Source organism: Galbibacter mesophilus (assembly GCF_023721415.1).
GTDB classification, from domain to species: Bacteria; Bacteroidota; Bacteroidia; order Flavobacteriales; family Flavobacteriaceae; genus Galbibacter; species Galbibacter mesophilus.
On the sequence record NZ_JAMQVC010000001.1, the window covers coordinates 1522243 to 1538438 of the forward strand.

The 16196-nt window shown below is 37.2% G+C and carries 14 protein-coding genes; 3 read left to right on the top strand and 11 right to left on the bottom strand.

The features are described 5' to 3' along the window. The first annotated feature begins 645 nt into the window (after positions 1 to 645). Entirely contained in the window at positions 646 to 2832 is a 2187-nt protein-coding gene (locus NDQ75_RS06620; protein ID WP_202028592.1) for a carboxy terminal-processing peptidase, read from the top strand. A gap of 110 nt (positions 2833 to 2942) precedes the next feature. Here the strand turns inward: NDQ75_RS06620 and rodA are convergent, their stop codons facing one another. Together rodA and mrdA are read right to left on the bottom strand one after the other, a co-directional pair. Continuing rightward, positions 2943 to 4220, bottom strand: a complete 1278-nt coding sequence (gene rodA / locus NDQ75_RS06625) for a rod shape-determining protein RodA (RefSeq protein WP_202028593.1) — start codon at positions 4218 to 4220, stop codon at positions 2943 to 2945. Continuing rightward, positions 4221 to 6137: a penicillin-binding protein 2 gene (gene mrdA, locus NDQ75_RS06630; protein WP_202028594.1), complete on the bottom strand. Its 1917-nt coding sequence runs from the start codon at positions 6135 to 6137 to the stop codon at positions 4221 to 4223. A gap of 200 nt (positions 6138 to 6337) precedes the next feature. Between mrdA and NDQ75_RS15980 the strand changes: the two genes are divergently transcribed. Continuing rightward, the gene (locus NDQ75_RS15980; RefSeq protein ID WP_317191285.1) at positions 6338 to 6463 is read left to right on the top strand and encodes a hypothetical protein; all 126 of its coding nucleotides are present in this window, start codon (positions 6338 to 6340) and stop codon (positions 6461 to 6463) included. A gap of 172 nt (positions 6464 to 6635) precedes the next feature. Here NDQ75_RS15980 and mreC read toward each other — a convergent pair whose 3' ends face one another. The 4 genes from mreC to NDQ75_RS06655 all read right to left on the bottom strand — a co-directional run bounded on the left by mreC (position 6636) and on the right by NDQ75_RS06655 (position 10815). Then, positions 6636 to 7457: a rod shape-determining protein MreC gene (gene mreC / locus NDQ75_RS06640; protein ID WP_202028595.1), complete on the bottom strand. Its 822-nt coding sequence runs from the start codon at positions 7455 to 7457 to the stop codon at positions 6636 to 6638. 9 nt (positions 7458 to 7466) lie between these two features. After that, a complete protein-coding gene (locus tag NDQ75_RS06645) occupies positions 7467 to 8495 on the bottom strand; it encodes a rod shape-determining protein (RefSeq protein WP_008612051.1) in 1029 nt (342 codons plus the stop codon). A gap of 223 nt (positions 8496 to 8718) precedes the next feature. Continuing rightward, positions 8719 to 10251 carry a bifunctional phosphoribosylaminoimidazolecarboxamide formyltransferase/IMP cyclohydrolase gene (gene purH, locus NDQ75_RS06650; RefSeq protein WP_202028596.1) on the bottom strand — a complete coding sequence of 511 codons (1533 nt, stop codon included), beginning with the start codon at positions 10249 to 10251 and terminating at the stop codon, positions 8719 to 8721. 105 nt (positions 10252 to 10356) lie between these two features. Beyond that, positions 10357 to 10815 (bottom strand): GAF domain-containing protein, encoded by a 459-nt coding sequence (locus NDQ75_RS06655; RefSeq protein ID WP_202028597.1) that lies wholly within the window; start codon positions 10813 to 10815, stop codon positions 10357 to 10359. 159 nt (positions 10816 to 10974) lie between these two features. On the opposite strand from NDQ75_RS06655, the gene NDQ75_RS06660 reads away from it, so the two are divergent. Further along, on the top strand, positions 10975 to 11190 hold the full coding sequence (locus tag NDQ75_RS06660; RefSeq protein WP_202028598.1) for a hypothetical protein: 216 nt from the start codon (positions 10975 to 10977) through the stop codon (positions 11188 to 11190). A 59-nt stretch (positions 11191 to 11249) separates the two neighbouring features. Here the strand turns inward: NDQ75_RS06660 and NDQ75_RS06665 are convergent, their stop codons facing one another. The 5 genes from NDQ75_RS06665 to NDQ75_RS06685 all read right to left on the bottom strand — a co-directional run bounded on the left by NDQ75_RS06665 (position 11250) and on the right by NDQ75_RS06685 (position 16182). After that, positions 11250 to 12122, bottom strand: a complete 873-nt coding sequence (locus NDQ75_RS06665; protein ID WP_202028599.1) for a pirin family protein — start codon at positions 12120 to 12122, stop codon at positions 11250 to 11252. Positions 12123 to 12170: 48 nt separating this feature from the next. Then, the gene (locus tag NDQ75_RS06670) at positions 12171 to 13634 is read right to left on the bottom strand and encodes a sulfatase (protein WP_202028600.1); all 1464 of its coding nucleotides are present in this window, start codon (positions 13632 to 13634) and stop codon (positions 12171 to 12173) included. A 171-nt stretch (positions 13635 to 13805) separates the two neighbouring features. Continuing rightward, on the bottom strand, positions 13806 to 15110 hold the full coding sequence (locus NDQ75_RS06675) for a thioredoxin family protein (RefSeq protein ID WP_202028601.1): 1305 nt from the start codon (positions 15108 to 15110) through the stop codon (positions 13806 to 13808). 29 nt (positions 15111 to 15139) lie between these two features. Next, positions 15140 to 15574, bottom strand: a complete 435-nt coding sequence (locus tag NDQ75_RS06680) for a hypothetical protein (protein ID WP_202028602.1) — start codon at positions 15572 to 15574, stop codon at positions 15140 to 15142. A gap of 11 nt (positions 15575 to 15585) precedes the next feature. After that, complete coding sequence (locus NDQ75_RS06685; protein WP_202028603.1) at positions 15586 to 16182, bottom strand: fasciclin domain-containing protein; 597 nt, start codon at positions 16180 to 16182, stop codon at positions 15586 to 15588. Between the last annotated feature and the right edge of the window lie 14 nt (positions 16183 to 16196).

Below are 16196 nucleotides of genomic sequence, written 5' to 3' on the forward strand. Positions count from 1 at the left end.
AATTTCCATGCTAAAATAATCAATTTAAAACACTCCTTGTTGGATTGAGACTGTTAGTTTTACGTTTCGTAATAATTGTATCAATTTATGATTATGCTGAACGCTTGAAGTTAGAGGCTGGAATTAGTCGCCAGTATTCTGTATTCAGTTGGCAGGGATTTTAGGTTATTCAACAAAAGTGAAAAGTGAAAACTCTGTCAGCGGACAACAAGCAACGAACAACGAACAAACTTTGTCCCTTTGCAACTCTGCGACTTAGGAGAATAATCAATTACGGAGTCAACCAGTCAACCAATTAACTAAATCAATCGAACTCCGATTTTCGGATTGTCCAGAAGTTGGATGATGGAGGCTGGATTTAATGGTAGCGAGTAAACTTTGCAACTTTGAACCTCTGTACCTTTACGACTTTATCCCTTTACAATTCTCCAACCAACCAATTAACCAAATCAACCAATAACCAAATCCGTATTTTAACAAAAAAATAAAACAGTTTCTTAAACTATTGCTGAATTATAAGCGTTTAACAAAATATTAGAGGGATTGTGGTGTTGTGGCACGATATTTTCCTTATTTTAGTTGATCCTAAACTAATTAAAATAAATGTAGTGTGGCAGTACGCCTGCCTCTGAAAAAAAGTTATAGATGAAAAGGAAATTTGTGTATTTGTTGGCGGTACTTTTAATATCTGCCGCGTCGTGTAGTTTTACTAATAAAACATTTGATAACCCCGATAAGGATAAACTGCTCATAGATCTAATATCTTATGTATTGGAGAATGGTCATTTTAATCCGAAGGAGTTAAACGATCAATTTTCAGAAAATGTTTACGATCATTATATCGAAGCATTAGATCCGCTAAAGCGTTATTTTTTGCAAAGTGATATTGACGAGTTTAAAAAATATCGATCTGCTATTGATGATCAAATAAAAACATCCGACCTTACTTTCTTTAATTTAACATACGATCGATTAATGCAACGTATGGATGAGGCTTCGGTTATGTATAAAGATGTTTTGGAAAAGCCTTTCGATTACACAAAAGATGAAACCATTGATGTAGATTATGAAAACCTTCCCTATGCAAAAAATAAAGAGGAGCTTTGGGAGCGTTGGAGAAAACAATTGAAATTTTCTACCATTGAGCGTTATGTAAGTGCAATGGAAATGGCAAAATCAGATGATGACGATTCTGATGACAATGAAGAAGAGTTGGAGGAAGGTTTTGAAGATTCAGCTGATGAAATAGATGAAGAGACGGCGAAAGATCCGGTTGCTTTAGAAAAGGAAACTCGTGAAGCTACGCAGCGTACAATTGGCGAGTATTTCGATTTTATGGAAGATTTGGAACGTAAAGATTGGTTTGGGGTTTATTTGAATTCGATTGTTGAAGAATTTGATCCACATACATTTTATTTTGCCCCAGATGACAAAGAACGTTTCGATGTTAGTATGTCTGGTAAGTTTGAAGGTATCGGTGCACGCCTTCAGAAGAAAAATGATCATATAAAAATTATTGAAGTAATTTCAGGAGGACCAGCTTGGAGAGGAGAAGACCTAGAGGTTGGAGATGAAATTATGAAGGTAGGTCAAGAAGGGGAAACACCGGTTAGCGTGGTTGGAATGCGTCTAGAGGATGCCGTAAAATTAATAAAAGGACCAAAAGGTTCTAAAGTACTTCTAACAGTGAAACGCATAGACGGAACTATCGATGAGGTAGCTATAGAGCGTGATGTAGTTGAATTGGAAGAATCTTATGCAAAATCGTCTATCGTGAAAAAAGGCGAGAGAACTTTTGGAGTAATCAATTTGCCTAAGTTTTACATTGATTTTGACGATTATAAAAATAGAAATGCCGCTTCTGACGTAGCAAAGGAAATTGAAGAAATGAAAAAGGCTGGAGCCGAAGGATTAATACTCGATTTACGGGATAATGGTGGAGGTTCTTTGAAAACAGTGGTTGATATGGCCGGACTTTTCATTAAAGAAGGACCGATTGTTCAAGTGAAATCTACAGGACAACGTAAAGAGGTGCTTAGCGATACCGATGATCGCGTGCAATGGGACGGACCATTGGTTATTTTGGTAAATGAATTATCTGCTTCGGCATCTGAGATTTTAGCTGCTGCTATGCAGGATTACAAACGAGCTATTGTTCTAGGTAGTAAACAAACGTATGGGAAAGGGACTGTACAAAATGTAGTAGACCTGAACCAATTCCTTCGAGGAAACAATGACTACGGAGATGTTGGGGCTTTGAAAGTGACCACTCAGAAATTTTATAGAATCAATGGTGGTTCAACTCAGTTAGAAGGTGTTAAAAGTGATGTTGTGGTTCCAGATCGCTACAGTTACAGCAATATCGGGGAGAAAGATCAAGACAATCCGCTTCCTTGGGACAAGATAGAATCTGTTAAATACGAAGATTGGTCGGGTTACATCGATTATGAAGAAACCATTGAGAGAAGTAAAAACAGAATGGCCAATAATAATCAATTAAAGTTGATTGATAAAAATGCCCAGTGGGTGAAAAAGCAACGAGAAGAGAAGACATATCCGCTGAATTTGATTAAATACAAAGCGGAAATCGATAGGGATGAAGAAGTTCTGAAGGAATTCAGAAAAATAAATGACTATAAAACAGATTTAACGTTTAAATCATTGCCTTACGAAGTTGAAATGATGTCTCAAGATAGTATATTGAAAGAAAAAAGAGAACGTTGGCATAAAAATCTCTCTAAAGATGTTTACATCGAAGAAGCTGTAAATGTTTTGGAGGATTTAAAAATGAACAATATTCAAAAGAATAAAGTGGTAGATGTAAAGGGATAATTTCTTTACAACAATTTAAAGTTTAAACCTGTCAGGAGTTGTTTTCTGGCAGGTTTTTTATTGGTAATTTTTAGTTGAAAGTAATGAAACGAAAAGGAACGTAAAATGAATTACCATTCGTGAATTCTGTTTGCATCTAACTTTAGGAATATAAATAGAAGTAAGGTAAAGCCTAGGAGTCCGGAACCACCGTAACTAAAAAAAGGTAGCGGGATACCTACTGTAGGAAGCAAGCCTATTACCATCCCTACATTGATGGCAAAGTGAAAGAAAATAATAGATGCGACCGAATATCCATAAATTCTGCTGAAGATGGATTTTTGTCTTTCCGCAATAAACAAAAGACGTAGTATTAAAAGCGCAAAGAGAAGTACAACCACGGAACTTCCAATAAAACCCCATTCTTCTCCAACGGTACTAAAAATGTAATCGGTGTGTTGCTCTGGCACAAAATTACCTTTGGTGCGGGTTCCTTCCAAAAAACCCTTTCCGGTAAGTCCGCCGGAACCAATAGCCGATTCAGACTGGTAGGTGTTGTAACCAATGGTTTTTCTAATTTGTTCCAGTTTTACGGGGTCATCTTCAAGACGGAGCCATAGACTCAAGCGATCTCGGTGTCTTTGTTCGAAAACGTTGTTGTAAATAAAATCTACCGAATAAGAAAAAGCAGTTGTAATTAGAAGGAGGATTATTAATTGGGGAATACCTATCTTTTTCTTTTTCCTTTTCAGAAAAAAATAGAAAAGGCCTAGTAAAAGTGCGCTCCCCAAAAATACCCATACTGTTCCGTAAAGCAGGGTAGTGGCGAAAATGAGTACAGCGCCTACTCCAACTAGAAGATACAACGGATGAAGTCCTTCCCTATAAAGTACAAAAAAGAAACATGCATAAACCAAAGCGCTCCCAGGATCGGGTTGCGGAATAATAAGCAAAGCCGGAAGAACGATAATAATGAATGCCCTTAAAAGATCTTTGAAATTATGGATATCAGTTTGAATGTCACTTAAGAATCGTGCGAGTGCTAAAGCGGTAGCTGCTTTGGCAAACTCAGAGGGTTGCAGGGTCATTCCACCGATAGCGTACCAGGAAGTAGCACCATTTACATTTTTTCCGAAAAGGAAAAGACCAGCAAGGGAAAGTAGGGAGATTAGATAGATTACACCCGAAAAACGTTCATAAAATTTAGCTTCTATAGAAAGAACGAGCACGATTAGACATATGCTCACAACTATAAATATAAGTTGTTTACCGTAATATTCATTAGGGTTAAAAAGGCTGCTTATTTCTCCCGTAAAAGACGCGGAGTAGATGTTTAGCCAACCAGCAAATACCAATATCGCATATAATAAAACTGTAAACCAATCCAGTTTTTTTAAAAAGCTATTCATTTAGGGCAAAGGTGTTTTCTCTATTGTTTTTTCGGGCCATTGAATCAATTTCTTTCCATCATTTATACGGAAAGATTCCCCGCTTAACGGTTTTGCATATTCATCTTCCAGACTTCCATTCAAAATATAATCCTCCATATCTGTTCTTGTTATTTCACCCTTAATGTATTTTTCAATCATTAAACTGGCTATTTTACCGGCCCATCGGCTTCCCCAATATCCATTTTCTACAAATACGGCAATGGCAATTTTAGGGTCTTCAATGGGGGCGAATGCTACAAAGATTGAATGATCCGTTAATTGCACCCGTTTCCCTTCAATTTTAGTGAAATTCTCTGCAGTACCTGTTTTTCCCGCTATTTTTATATCAGGAACTTGTAGCCAACGTGCAGTACCGTTATTGTATACATCGTACATTCCTTGAATAACCGGATCAAAATTTTCGGCATCAATGGTAGTTTCGTGTTTTTCTACAAATTTATGGGCAATAGTATCGTTTTCGATATTCTTAATTATGTGTGGCGTGAAGTAATATCCCCTATTGGCAATAGTTGCGGTTAAATTGGCTAATTGAATAGGAGTTGTAAGCACTTCCCCTTGCCCAATAGCGTTGGAAAGAGTGTTTGTGGCAAACCATCTCCGTTCACCATAAACGGCGTTGTAATAATCTGCATCTGGTATTTTACCTGATTTTCCGGTTGGAAGATCGTACCCCAAATAATCTCCTAAGCCAAAACTCTCCACGTGTTTTTCCCACATATTCATTCCTTCTGCAGACGTTGGGTATTTTTCTATTATCCTACGATAGGTATTAGCGAAATAAGCATTGCATGATTCCTGTATTCCTCTGTTTAGATTATTTCTAGTTCCCGAAGGGCAATGGCAACCCATAAAAGAGTTGCGTCCATAACGGTAGCCGTGATAACAAGTAAAAGTGGTGCTCTCATCAATCACATTCTCCTGCAAGCCTACAAGTGCATTGATGGTTTTGAAAGGCGACCCTGGAGGATACATCGCAAGAAGGCCGCGATCGTAAAGTGGTTTTGCAATAGAGTCGTTATACAATCGGGTGTAATTTTTGGAGCGTTTTCTTCCAACTAATAAATCGGGGTCGTAAGTGGGTGCAGAAACAAGCGATAGAATCTGACCAGTTTTGGGTTCTATCGCAACAATTCCACCCCTCTTATTTACCATTAATTGCTCTCCATACTTTTGTAAATCGTTGTCTATAGTAAGATAGATGTCTTTTCCAGGAATTGGAAGGGTGTCGAAAATTCCATCTTTGTAGGAGCCAATAACTCTATTAAATCTGTCTTTTTGAATAAATTTAACGCCTTTCCTTCCTCTTAAAACTTCTTCATATTGCTTTTCTACACCTTGACGACCAATCAATTCTCCGGATTGATAGTACTTGTACTTTTTTAATTCCCATTCATTTACTTCACTAATGTAGCCTAGAACATTTGCACCGACATTAGTCATATAATGCCGTAAAGATCTTTTCTGAATGTAAAAGCCTTCATATTTACGCATCTTCTCCTGCAAAATAGCATATTCTTCTTTAGATAATTGTGGGACAAATACCGAAGGGAGACGTGGTGAATAGGTGTAGGCCTTATTATATTTTTCTAAGAATTTATCTTTTGTGATATTCAGTAAAGTGCAAAATTCAAGTGTATCCAAAGGTTTTACATCCCTTGGAATTACCATTACATCATAGGAAGGTTGGTTGGCCACCAAAAGCTTTCCATTTCGGTCATAAATATGGCCACGCTCTGGGTAATCATACACAGCTTTAATCGCAGTATCGGTTAACGGGTTCTTGTTAGTGTTATCTATAAGTTGTAGATAAGATAACCGCCCAATGTAAACAATTGCGATAATTATTATGATAGATGATAAGAGAAACTTCCTCATTTACTTTTCCTACTAAACAGTGAGATAAAGATTAAACACAAGATTAAGGTGAATATTGCTGAAAATACTGTTTTTTTTAGAATTAGCAATATGTGTGCAAAACTAAATATCTCTAAGCCGAAAAGTATAAAATGATGTGTTAAAATTAAGAGGATGAGGTAGTTAATTCGTTGTCCGAACAGCGTTTTTTCAATTTTAATATGATGATAATCATAACTGACCCCAAAAACGGAGCGCATCAAAAGTGGGCGGGCATAAGCGGTAGCCACGGATGCGGCTGCGTGGACACCACCACTATCACTAAAAATATCGATACAAAGTCCTAATAGAAAGGAGAAAAATATAAACGGAATTCTATTGTCTTTATCAAATGGGAAAAAGACAATGAATAATATATATACATACGGATTTATATAACCTAAAAAGTTAATATGATTAAAAATAACTACCTGAAATAGTACCAAAACAACAAAGCGGACGGTATTTAGAAAAGCAGACCTATTCATTAATACTATTTTGTAGGTTCAAAATTTCTTGTCTATTTAGGTTTTCAATAATATAAACATGATCCAGAGTAGTCATATCATTGAACAATTCCACATCTATCAAGTAATAATTTTTAGAAGCGTCTAAGGAAAACTCCTTTATCTTTCCAATAGGAATCCCTTTTGGAAATATGCTGGACATTCCTCCAGTAACAATAGTATCTCCTTTTTGAACATTGGCGGCTCTTAAAATATCCACTAATTGTACGGTTTTAAAGTCTTTACCATCCCACTTTAATGAACCAAAATTCCCGGTGTTAGCCACGGCAGCATTTATTTCTGAAAGAGAATTCAAAACCGATTGAACATTGGAGAATCCTTCAGAAGTGTTTTCTATAATCCCGACAATTCCTTTTGAGGTAATAACACCCATATCTTGTTTAATGCTGTCCTTTTCACCTTTATTCAGTAACAAATAGTTCCTTTTTTTGCTGTAGCTATTTTTGATGATATTGGCGCTGTAAAGCCTATAATCCGTGTAAAGGGAGTCTGCGTAAAGGGTAGAATCGTTAACCTCGATATTTTTATTAATAAGCAGTTTCCGAAGTTTCATATTTTCTTCAACCAACTGCTCGTTGTATTCCTCTAAATGAAAATAATCTGAAATTTGATTGGTCTTGTTATAAATAGTTCCACTAACCCAATTGGCGGAGTTTAAAAATTTTATTTTTTGATATGAATGGGATTGAACCGTTAAGAATAGCGAAAAAACAAAAAGTAATAGAAATACAATAAAGGTTTTATTCCTTATTAAAAAATTGACTATTTGTTGCATTCACTAGTGCTATTTTATCAAGATTGGTTTGTACTTCTCAAGGTTTTTTAAAGCGATTCCGGTTCCTCTTACAACAGCTCTTAAAGGGTCTTCTGCAATGTAAACTGGTAAATCGGTTTTTTGCGAAATACGTTTGTCCAGCCCTCGAAGCATAGATCCACCACCGGCCAAGTAAATTCCGGTATTGTAAATGTCGGCAGCCAATTCTGGAGGTGTTTGCGATAAGGTTTCCATAACCGCATCTTCAATTCTAAGAATCGATTTATCCAGTGCTTTGGCAATTTCCCGATACGAAATCTGTACTTGTTTAGGTTTTCCCGTTAAAAGATCACGCCCTTGAACGCTCATCTCTTCCGGCGGAATTTCTAAATCTTCCGTAGCGGCACCGATTGCTATTTTAATGTTTTCCGCAGTGGTCTCTCCAACATAAAGGTTGTGTTGGGTACGCATGTAATAAATGATGTCATTTGTAAAGACATCTCCCGCAATTTTAACCGATTTATCACAAACAATTCCACCCAAAGCGATTACAGCGATTTCAGTAGTTCCTCCACCTATATCCACGATCATGTTTCCTTTTGGCTGCATAATATCCAACCCAATACCAATAGCCGCAGCCATAGGTTCATGGATAAGATAAACTTCCTTACCATTAACGCGTTCGGCAGATTCTTTAACCGCTCGCATTTCCACTTCGGTAATTCCGGAAGGGATACAGATAACCATTTTTAAGGTAGGCTGAAAAAAGCGTTTCTTTAACGCGGGAATTCCTTTGATGAACATGTTGATCATCTTCTCCGAAGCGTCAAAGTCGGCAATTACACCATCTTTTAATGGACGTATTGTTTTTATATTTTCATGGGTTTTACCTTGCATCATGCTGGCCTCTTTGCCAACGGCAATAATTTTGCCAGTCATTCTGTCTCTGGCAACTATAGACGGGCTGTCCACGACAACCTTGTCGTTGTGGATAATCAGCGTATTGGCTGTCCCAAGGTCTATAGCAATTTCTTCGGTTAGGAAATCAAAAAATCCCATGAACTATTCTGATGTTAATCTGGTTATTCCCAAAATTGGGAGGTTAATTTCCGAAGGTTTTGTTTTCGGAATTCTAAATAGACGATGACTAAAAAACAACATCGTGATTGTCATGCTGAGCTTGTCGAAGCATAATTAGCAAATTCCCCTTCAACAAGCTCAGGATGGCATGTTTGTCTAAACAGTCTTGTCTTTACAATTTAATTCTTTCAAATGTAAGAAATTAATGTTTAAAATGGCGTGTTCCTGTAAACACCATTGCAACATTATTTTCATTACAATAATCAATACTTAATTGATCTTTAATAGAGCCTCCTGGCTGTATAACAGCCGTTATTCCTGCTTTATCTGCAATCTCCACGCAATCCGGGAAAGGGAAGAAAGCATCACTGGCCATAGCGGCTCCATGAAGGTCGAAGCTAAATGATTTTGCTTTCTCAATAGCTTGTCTTAAAGCATCGACTCTACTTGTTTGTCCTGTACCACTAGCGCAAAGTTGTTGATTCTTTGCAAAAACAATGGTGTTGGACTTGGTGTGCTTGCATATTTTAGAGGCAAACAATAGGTCTTTTAACTCGTTTTCTGTGGGTTTATTGTTGGTTTCGTAAGAAAGGTCTTCCAAAACATCTGTTTTTAAATCCTTATCCTGTACCAAAACACCGTTTAAACAGGTGCGAACAGAAGTAATTGGCAATTCAATATCTTTCTGAACAAGAATAATTCTATTCTTTTTACCTTTTAATACTTCCAATGCTTCTTCGGAATAAGATGGAGCGATAACCACCTCGCAGAACAATGAATGAATTTCATTAGCCGTTTCCGCATCAATTTCGGTATTTGCTATTAAAATTCCTCCAAATGCAGAAACTGGATCTCCTGCCAAAGCATCTAAATATGCTTCTTTAATGGTAGGTCTTGTAGCTACTCCACAAGCGTTGTTGTGTTTTAGAATGGCAAATGTAGGATCATCATTTTTGAATTCACCCATCAAGTTAACGGCCGCATCTACGTCCAATAAGTTGTTGTAGGACAATTCTTTTCCGTGTAGCTTATCAAACATTTCGTCCATATTTCCGTAGAAATATCCTTTTTGATGTGGATTTTCACCATATCGTAAAGTTTGACCTTTTTGCTCACTTACCTTGAAAGCTTCTATTTCTTCTGTTCTGTTGAAATAATTAAAAATAGCGCTATCGTAATGCGAAGAAACGTTGAAAGCTTTAGCAGCAAAACGTTTTCTGTTTTTTAAAGATGTTTCTCCATTTTGCGCTGTAATTATTTCCAAAAACTCGGCGTAATCTTCCATGGAAGAAACACAGATAACATCCTTGAAATTTTTGGCCGCCGCTCTAATTAAAGAGATGCCACCAATGTCTATTTTTTCTATAATATCCTGTTCTGAAGCTCCGCTTGCAACGGTTTTTTCAAAAGGATATAAATCAACAATCACAATATCTAATTGTGGGATTTCGTATTGTTTTAATTCTTCAACATCTCCTTCGTGATCCTGTCGGTTAAGAATACCGCCAAAAACTTTTGGATGCAAGGTTTTTACACGTCCGCCTAAAATAGAAGGGTAGCTAGTTACGTCTTCCACGGGAATAACCTCAATACCAAGATCTTTTATAAATTTCTCGGTACCACCGGTAGAGTAGATGGTAACCCCAAGTTCATCAAGTTTTTTTACGATTGGTTCTAATCCGTCTTTGCTAAAAACAGAAATTAATGCCGATTTGGCCTGTTTTAGATCACTCATTATTACTGTGTTGTTTAGGTTTGCAAAAGTAATTTATTTGCGTTAAAAACTAAGGTTGTAGAAAAGAAAATTGTTTGTTCAGAACAATTAATGTGTTTTATAAAACTAATTAAGGATTTTTGCCACTTCAGCATTCACAAATTCCAAGAAATCTTCGTCTTCTTTTGTAAAAGGATCTGCAGTGTGCGAATCAATATCTATTTGTCCGATATTTTCACCATTTACAAAGAGCGGAATAACTATTTCTGCTTTCACAAAAATGCTACAGGCAATGTAGTTGTCTTGCGCTTTTACATCGGGAACAACAAAATTTTTATTGGAAACCGCCACTTGGCCACAAATACCTTTTCCAAAAGGAATAATAGTATGGTCGGTAGGTTCGCCAGCAAAGGAACGTAGTTTAAGTTCCTCCTGATTTCCGTTTTTAAAATAAAACCCCACCCAATCGTAATACGATATATTTTCTTGAAGGAGTTCGCAAATTTTTGTGAGACGGTCGTCTACAGAAACACTGTTTTCCGCAACGATATTTTTTACTTCTGCTTTGAGTTCTTGAAATGTCATTTATCAAATTTTGACAAAGGTAAAACAAAGTTCAGTTTTGGTAAAGGAAGGTGGTTAAAAGCTGAATTAGGAAAGGATAACATTTGCATCATTTTAACATTTTTCAGCAGTTTAAAAAAATAATTGTTACATTAGATTATAACTAAAAAATAATCAAAGATGAAAAGAATAATTTTAAGTGCAGCAATGCTGTTTGTGTTTACAGGAGCTTTTGTATCGTGTAAAGAGACAGAAAAAGAAAAGGAAGTAATTATTAAAGAAGAGCCTGCGGCGGAAGAGCAAGCAGAAGGTGTTCTTGAAAGAGCCGGTAAAGAGGTAGATGAAGAGGTTAATGAAGAAATAGATGAAACGATTGAAAAAATAGGGGACGAATAGTCTTTTATAAATAATATTGCAAGAAGTCCGATGAATTTTCATCGGACTTTTTTTATGGCTTAACTCGGCATTTCTATGTAAGAATTGTCTTCTGGAACTTTTGGAAATTCCTTATTTTTCCAACGTGTTTTCGCTTCCTCTATTTTGCTTTTATCGGAAGCTACGAAATTCCAAAAAATGTGTCTTTCTTCTTCAAAAGGTTCACCGCCAAATAAAAGTAAGTGTGTGTTTTCAGCTACTTCAACTTTACAGGCATCTTCCGTTTTAGATACCACCATGTTTCCAGAATTTATAACTTCATCACACGCTGAAATACTTCCTTTTACCACACAGATGCCAATTTCTCCTTTTACTTGGTCAACGATGTTCAATTTTGTTGCTTCAGAAGTCTTTATTTCAATCATGAATAATTCTGAATGAACAGGCGTTGGTGCTTTTTTTCCAAAGCCTTCGCCAGCAATAAGTGTGTAGTGCGCCCCATTTTCTTCCCATTTGGGAAGAGCATCTCTCTCAATATGATGAAATTCGGGTTCCATGGTTTCTAGTTCCTTTGGCAGCGCTACCCAAATTTGAAATCCGTGCATCGTTGTCGTGGTTCCATTACGTAATTTTTCAGGAGTGCGTTCGGTATGTGTGACACCTTTCCCTGCGGTCATCCAGTTTACGGCACCAGCTTTAATAATTTGATTGCTGCCAATACTATCTTTATGCTGTAGTTCGCCTTCAAACAAATAAGTAAGGGTTGAAAGGCCAATGTGCGGATGCTGACCGATATCCACAAAATTGCCAGGTTTGATGGTGGCTGGCCCCATGTGGTCTATAAAAATAAACGGACCCACCATTCGCTTCTTACGGAAGGGAAGAAGTCTTCCTACCAAAAAATCACCAATATCCCGGGAGCGTTCTTCAATAATTAAACCTTTATTAGACATGCTCTTTTTTAGTAAAAATACAGATTGTTACTCATATTTTCACTGTAATCATGGTTTATCGTACAAGCCTGTGTTTCCTTTTTCCCAAATGGTTAATAAATCTTCAATAACTTTAGGTTTGTCTTGAGCGATGTTTTTTGTTTCGTTTGGGTCTGTTATTTCGTTATAGAGTTCCAAGGTTGGCGTTTCTTCCCGGAAATATTTAGTGAGTCTGTAATTGGGTACTCTTACTGAAATTCCATTATTGAAATAACTATACGCCGAATTTCTCCAAGTGTCGAGTTTCGGATTTTCCATCAAAGACACCATGCTCATACCGTCTATTTTTTGTTTTGTTTTGCTCCCAGTCATTTCTAAAATTGTAGGGTAGATATCGGTGGTGCTAACCACTTGTTCAACGTTATCCGCTTTTAGTTTTGGGTGTTTAATAATGAGCACGCTTTGCAAGGCATTGTCAAAAATAGTGTGTTTTCCCCAAACTAGTTGATCGCCCAAATGCCAACCGTGGTCGCCCCAAATAACCACAATAGTATTTTCTGCCAGTCCACTTTCTTCCAATTTGTCCAGCACTTTTCCGATTTGGGCATCTACATAACTAACAGACGCCAGATAACCGTGCTTAATCTTTTTTGCGTAATCGTTGCTTAAGGGCTTCTTTAAACTTGCTTTTTCTTCCCCAAGCTTATATCTGTTAAATTCGTTACTGCCATGCAAACTTGCTTCTGAAGTGTTTTCAGGAATTTCGGGGAATGGTGCGAGCGGAATTTCCTCTTCCTCGTACAAGTCCCAATATTTTTTGGGAGCCGTAAAAGGCAAATGCGGTTTAAAAAAACCAACTCCCAAAAAGAATGGCTTCTTTTTCTTCTTTAACTCATCAAGTTTTTCAATCGCTAATTCTGCTGTAAGTCCATCGGGATAGCCCGTGTCTTCTACATCAGCAGCTTCGTAAGGTTTTACCAGATTTTCTTTATCATTTCTATTGGTTCCATCGGCATAGCCAAAAAATGCATTGTGCCCGGTTCCCCACTTTCCGTGGTTTAAAAGCATTTCATCCCAGCTCCCCGGAAGCTCTATTAAATCGCTTTTAGGCTGGCGATAGCCATAAACATATCCATCTGGATAATGGGAGATTTTTCCGATACCTACCGTATAATAGCCATTCTCCTTTAAATCCTGTAAAAAAGTTGTTGGACGATTTTCTGGCGCATCTCTAGCTATTTGTTTTGCCGCCGCTTGATTGGTAAGGTCAACAGGCTTTTTTGGCAACAGTCCCGTTAATAAATTATATCTTGAGGCACCACAGGTAGGAACCGTTACAAAATGATTTTCAAATAAGGTACCGTTATTGGCCAGTTTGTCTAGGTTCGGGGAATGGACATATTCCTTTCCGTAACACCCTAATTCTGGTCTTAAATCGTCTACCGCAATAAACAGAATATTTGGCGAATCGGTTTTTTGTGCATGAACACTAAAGGTTGAGGTTATAAGGAAAAGTAGCAAAAGCTGTTTCATTACGATAAATAGTTTTCATTAAAATTATACAATTTTAAGCATTTTTAATTGGTGATGAAAAATGCTCACGAGAAAAGGAAGTATTGTTAGGAATATGAAATTAATTCCAAAAAAAAAGCCACCTCCGTTAGGAGATGACTCTTCAGTTGGCTAATCAAATATCACAAAAATTTATTCAAGTTTAAGTAATTCAATCTTTCTTTTAAGGAGCATCTGTATGTATTTCTGCATCCTTACGCGATCGATTTTTGCGCTTTCAATATAGGCTTGGTTATAGGTTTTTTGTGCGGATGTTAAATCACCGAGGCTTTTGTACACATCTCCAAGAAGGGCCATGATGTTTACACGTTCCATCGTAGGGATGTTTTTTGCCTGAAGGGATTCTATAATCCATTCTTTGGCAGCTTCATTCTGTTCTTTGGTAACTTTATTTCCAGGTTTGCTATAGATTATTTGAGCTGCGCGGGCTAGACCCATTGGGGAAACTTTGTCACCTTGAAGCTCGAAATACTCATTTTTTAGAGTAATGTATTTATCCGTGTCGTTCTCTTTGAATAATGCATACAAGGCATCCGAGTTGGTTTTTGCTAATTGATATTGTTTTTCATTATCACCATCAAGAACGTTGTAAGCGGGTTTCATGTCGCCCTTAATTCTTTCCAAATGCTGCATGTATTCCTTATCTCCTTTTTTGGCAAGGTTGTTAGCAATATCATTGTTGTATTGAATTACGTAAAAAGCAACAGGTTCTCCAACTTTTTCAATGTAACCGTCAAGATGGTCAACTATGTATTCCATAATCTTATCATCTTGGTCTTTAGGGTTGTGAAACTTCTTAATAATGATGTAATCCTCTTTGTTTACAAGAGCGTCATCGCCTTTGGCAATTTTAACATCGATGTAGTCGTTGAAAATTCTTTCTACCCTTGTAATCCATTTTTTCTTATCCATTCCTTCCTGAAGCGACACAAATGCTGGAGCTTTGTTTAGAAGTTCAGACATTACTGCTAAATCATCTTTGTTGTCTTTGTAGGCGTCATAGATGTCTTCAAAACTTTTTTCATCACCTGTAACGGTTTTAGCCATTTCAGTGAGGTTTTCAATATCTAAAGAACCGCTCACCTTGGAAAGCACTTTTTCGTTGGCGTCTACAAATAGCAATGTTGGCATGGAACGTATTTGGTGTTCCTTAACTAAATCTGCATTAAGTTCTTCTTCAACATCTACTTTTACAGAAACAAAGTTTTCATTAAAATATGCTCCCAGTTCTGAATCGGTGTACACTTTTTTGTCCATCATTTTACACGGCGCGCACCAGTCTGCATAAAAGTCGATAAAAAGTGGAACGTTTCTTTTGGCAGCTTCCGCTAGAGCGTCTTTGTATTTTCCTTCGAAAAAATTCACACCTTGCGCAAAGAGACCATTAAAAGCGAGGCAAGCAATGATTAAAAATGTATATGTTGTTTTGTTTTTCATTTTATTCTTGAGTTTTATATGAAATATTTTTATTCAACGGTTATGGTTATAGCATCTTCTACCACACCGAAATAGTCACCGGCATTTTGAATACCAATACTAAGGATGTAATTTCCTGGGGGAGTTTCGGTGTTTATTGGATAAATAATTTGTCCGAGTCCTTGCGTGGAAACTTTACTGGCAAAATATGCTACTCCTGCTTCATTTACATCTTCGGAACGAACGCTCTCCACTGAAAAAGTAAGCGGTTGCGTACCCAAAACACCACTTATTTTTTGGGAAACCCAAGGCGATTGGTTTTCAATTCGAAGAGCGTCTAAGCGGGGGTCTAGCTCTAAACGAATCGTCATGGTGTTTGGAAGGTATTCTGCGTTTTCAATATCTAAAAAACCGACCTCTTTGCTGCATCCCCCGGCGGAGAATAAAAAGACAGTAGCCAAAATATATAGGATTGTTTTTTTCATAGAAGTAGTAATTATAGTTTGTCGATTAGGTAATCATAGTGCATGGAGTGCACCACGCCATTGGAAGGCTGGATATCTGCTGAAGCTATTTGGGCATCCCTTACTTTAATACCATCGGCGGAATTGAATTTTAGAAAAACCGGACCAACACCATAAACGGGATCTATGTTTTCTTCAGAAAAAAGTTGAATTTCTGCGCCACCAATTGATGTGATAAAAACACCATCGTCTTGACGGGTAGGGGTTTCGTCACGTAAGTACACATCCGTAAAAACATGGTTCAGTAAAATTTGCCTACAAATAGCAGGATCAGTGTCTGCAATGGTTTCTAAATTCTGGTCGTATAACCATCTTCTAATGGAGTGGGAGGTAAGTCCCATGAACATGATTTCTTCATAGTTTGGGTCATCTCCGTTGAAAATATCGGTCAATCCGGCGTGATTAATCATCTCTACCGTTAATGCCCAGTTATAATCATCAGATTGTAAATATTGATAAATAGTCTTGTCAGGAAGGTTTCCTTCGGCTATACCGCTATCTATAAGGTTGTTTTCTGTGCAGCTCACGCCCGCAAAGAGTATCAATAAATAAACTGTTATTTTTTTCATTGATTTTATGTTTT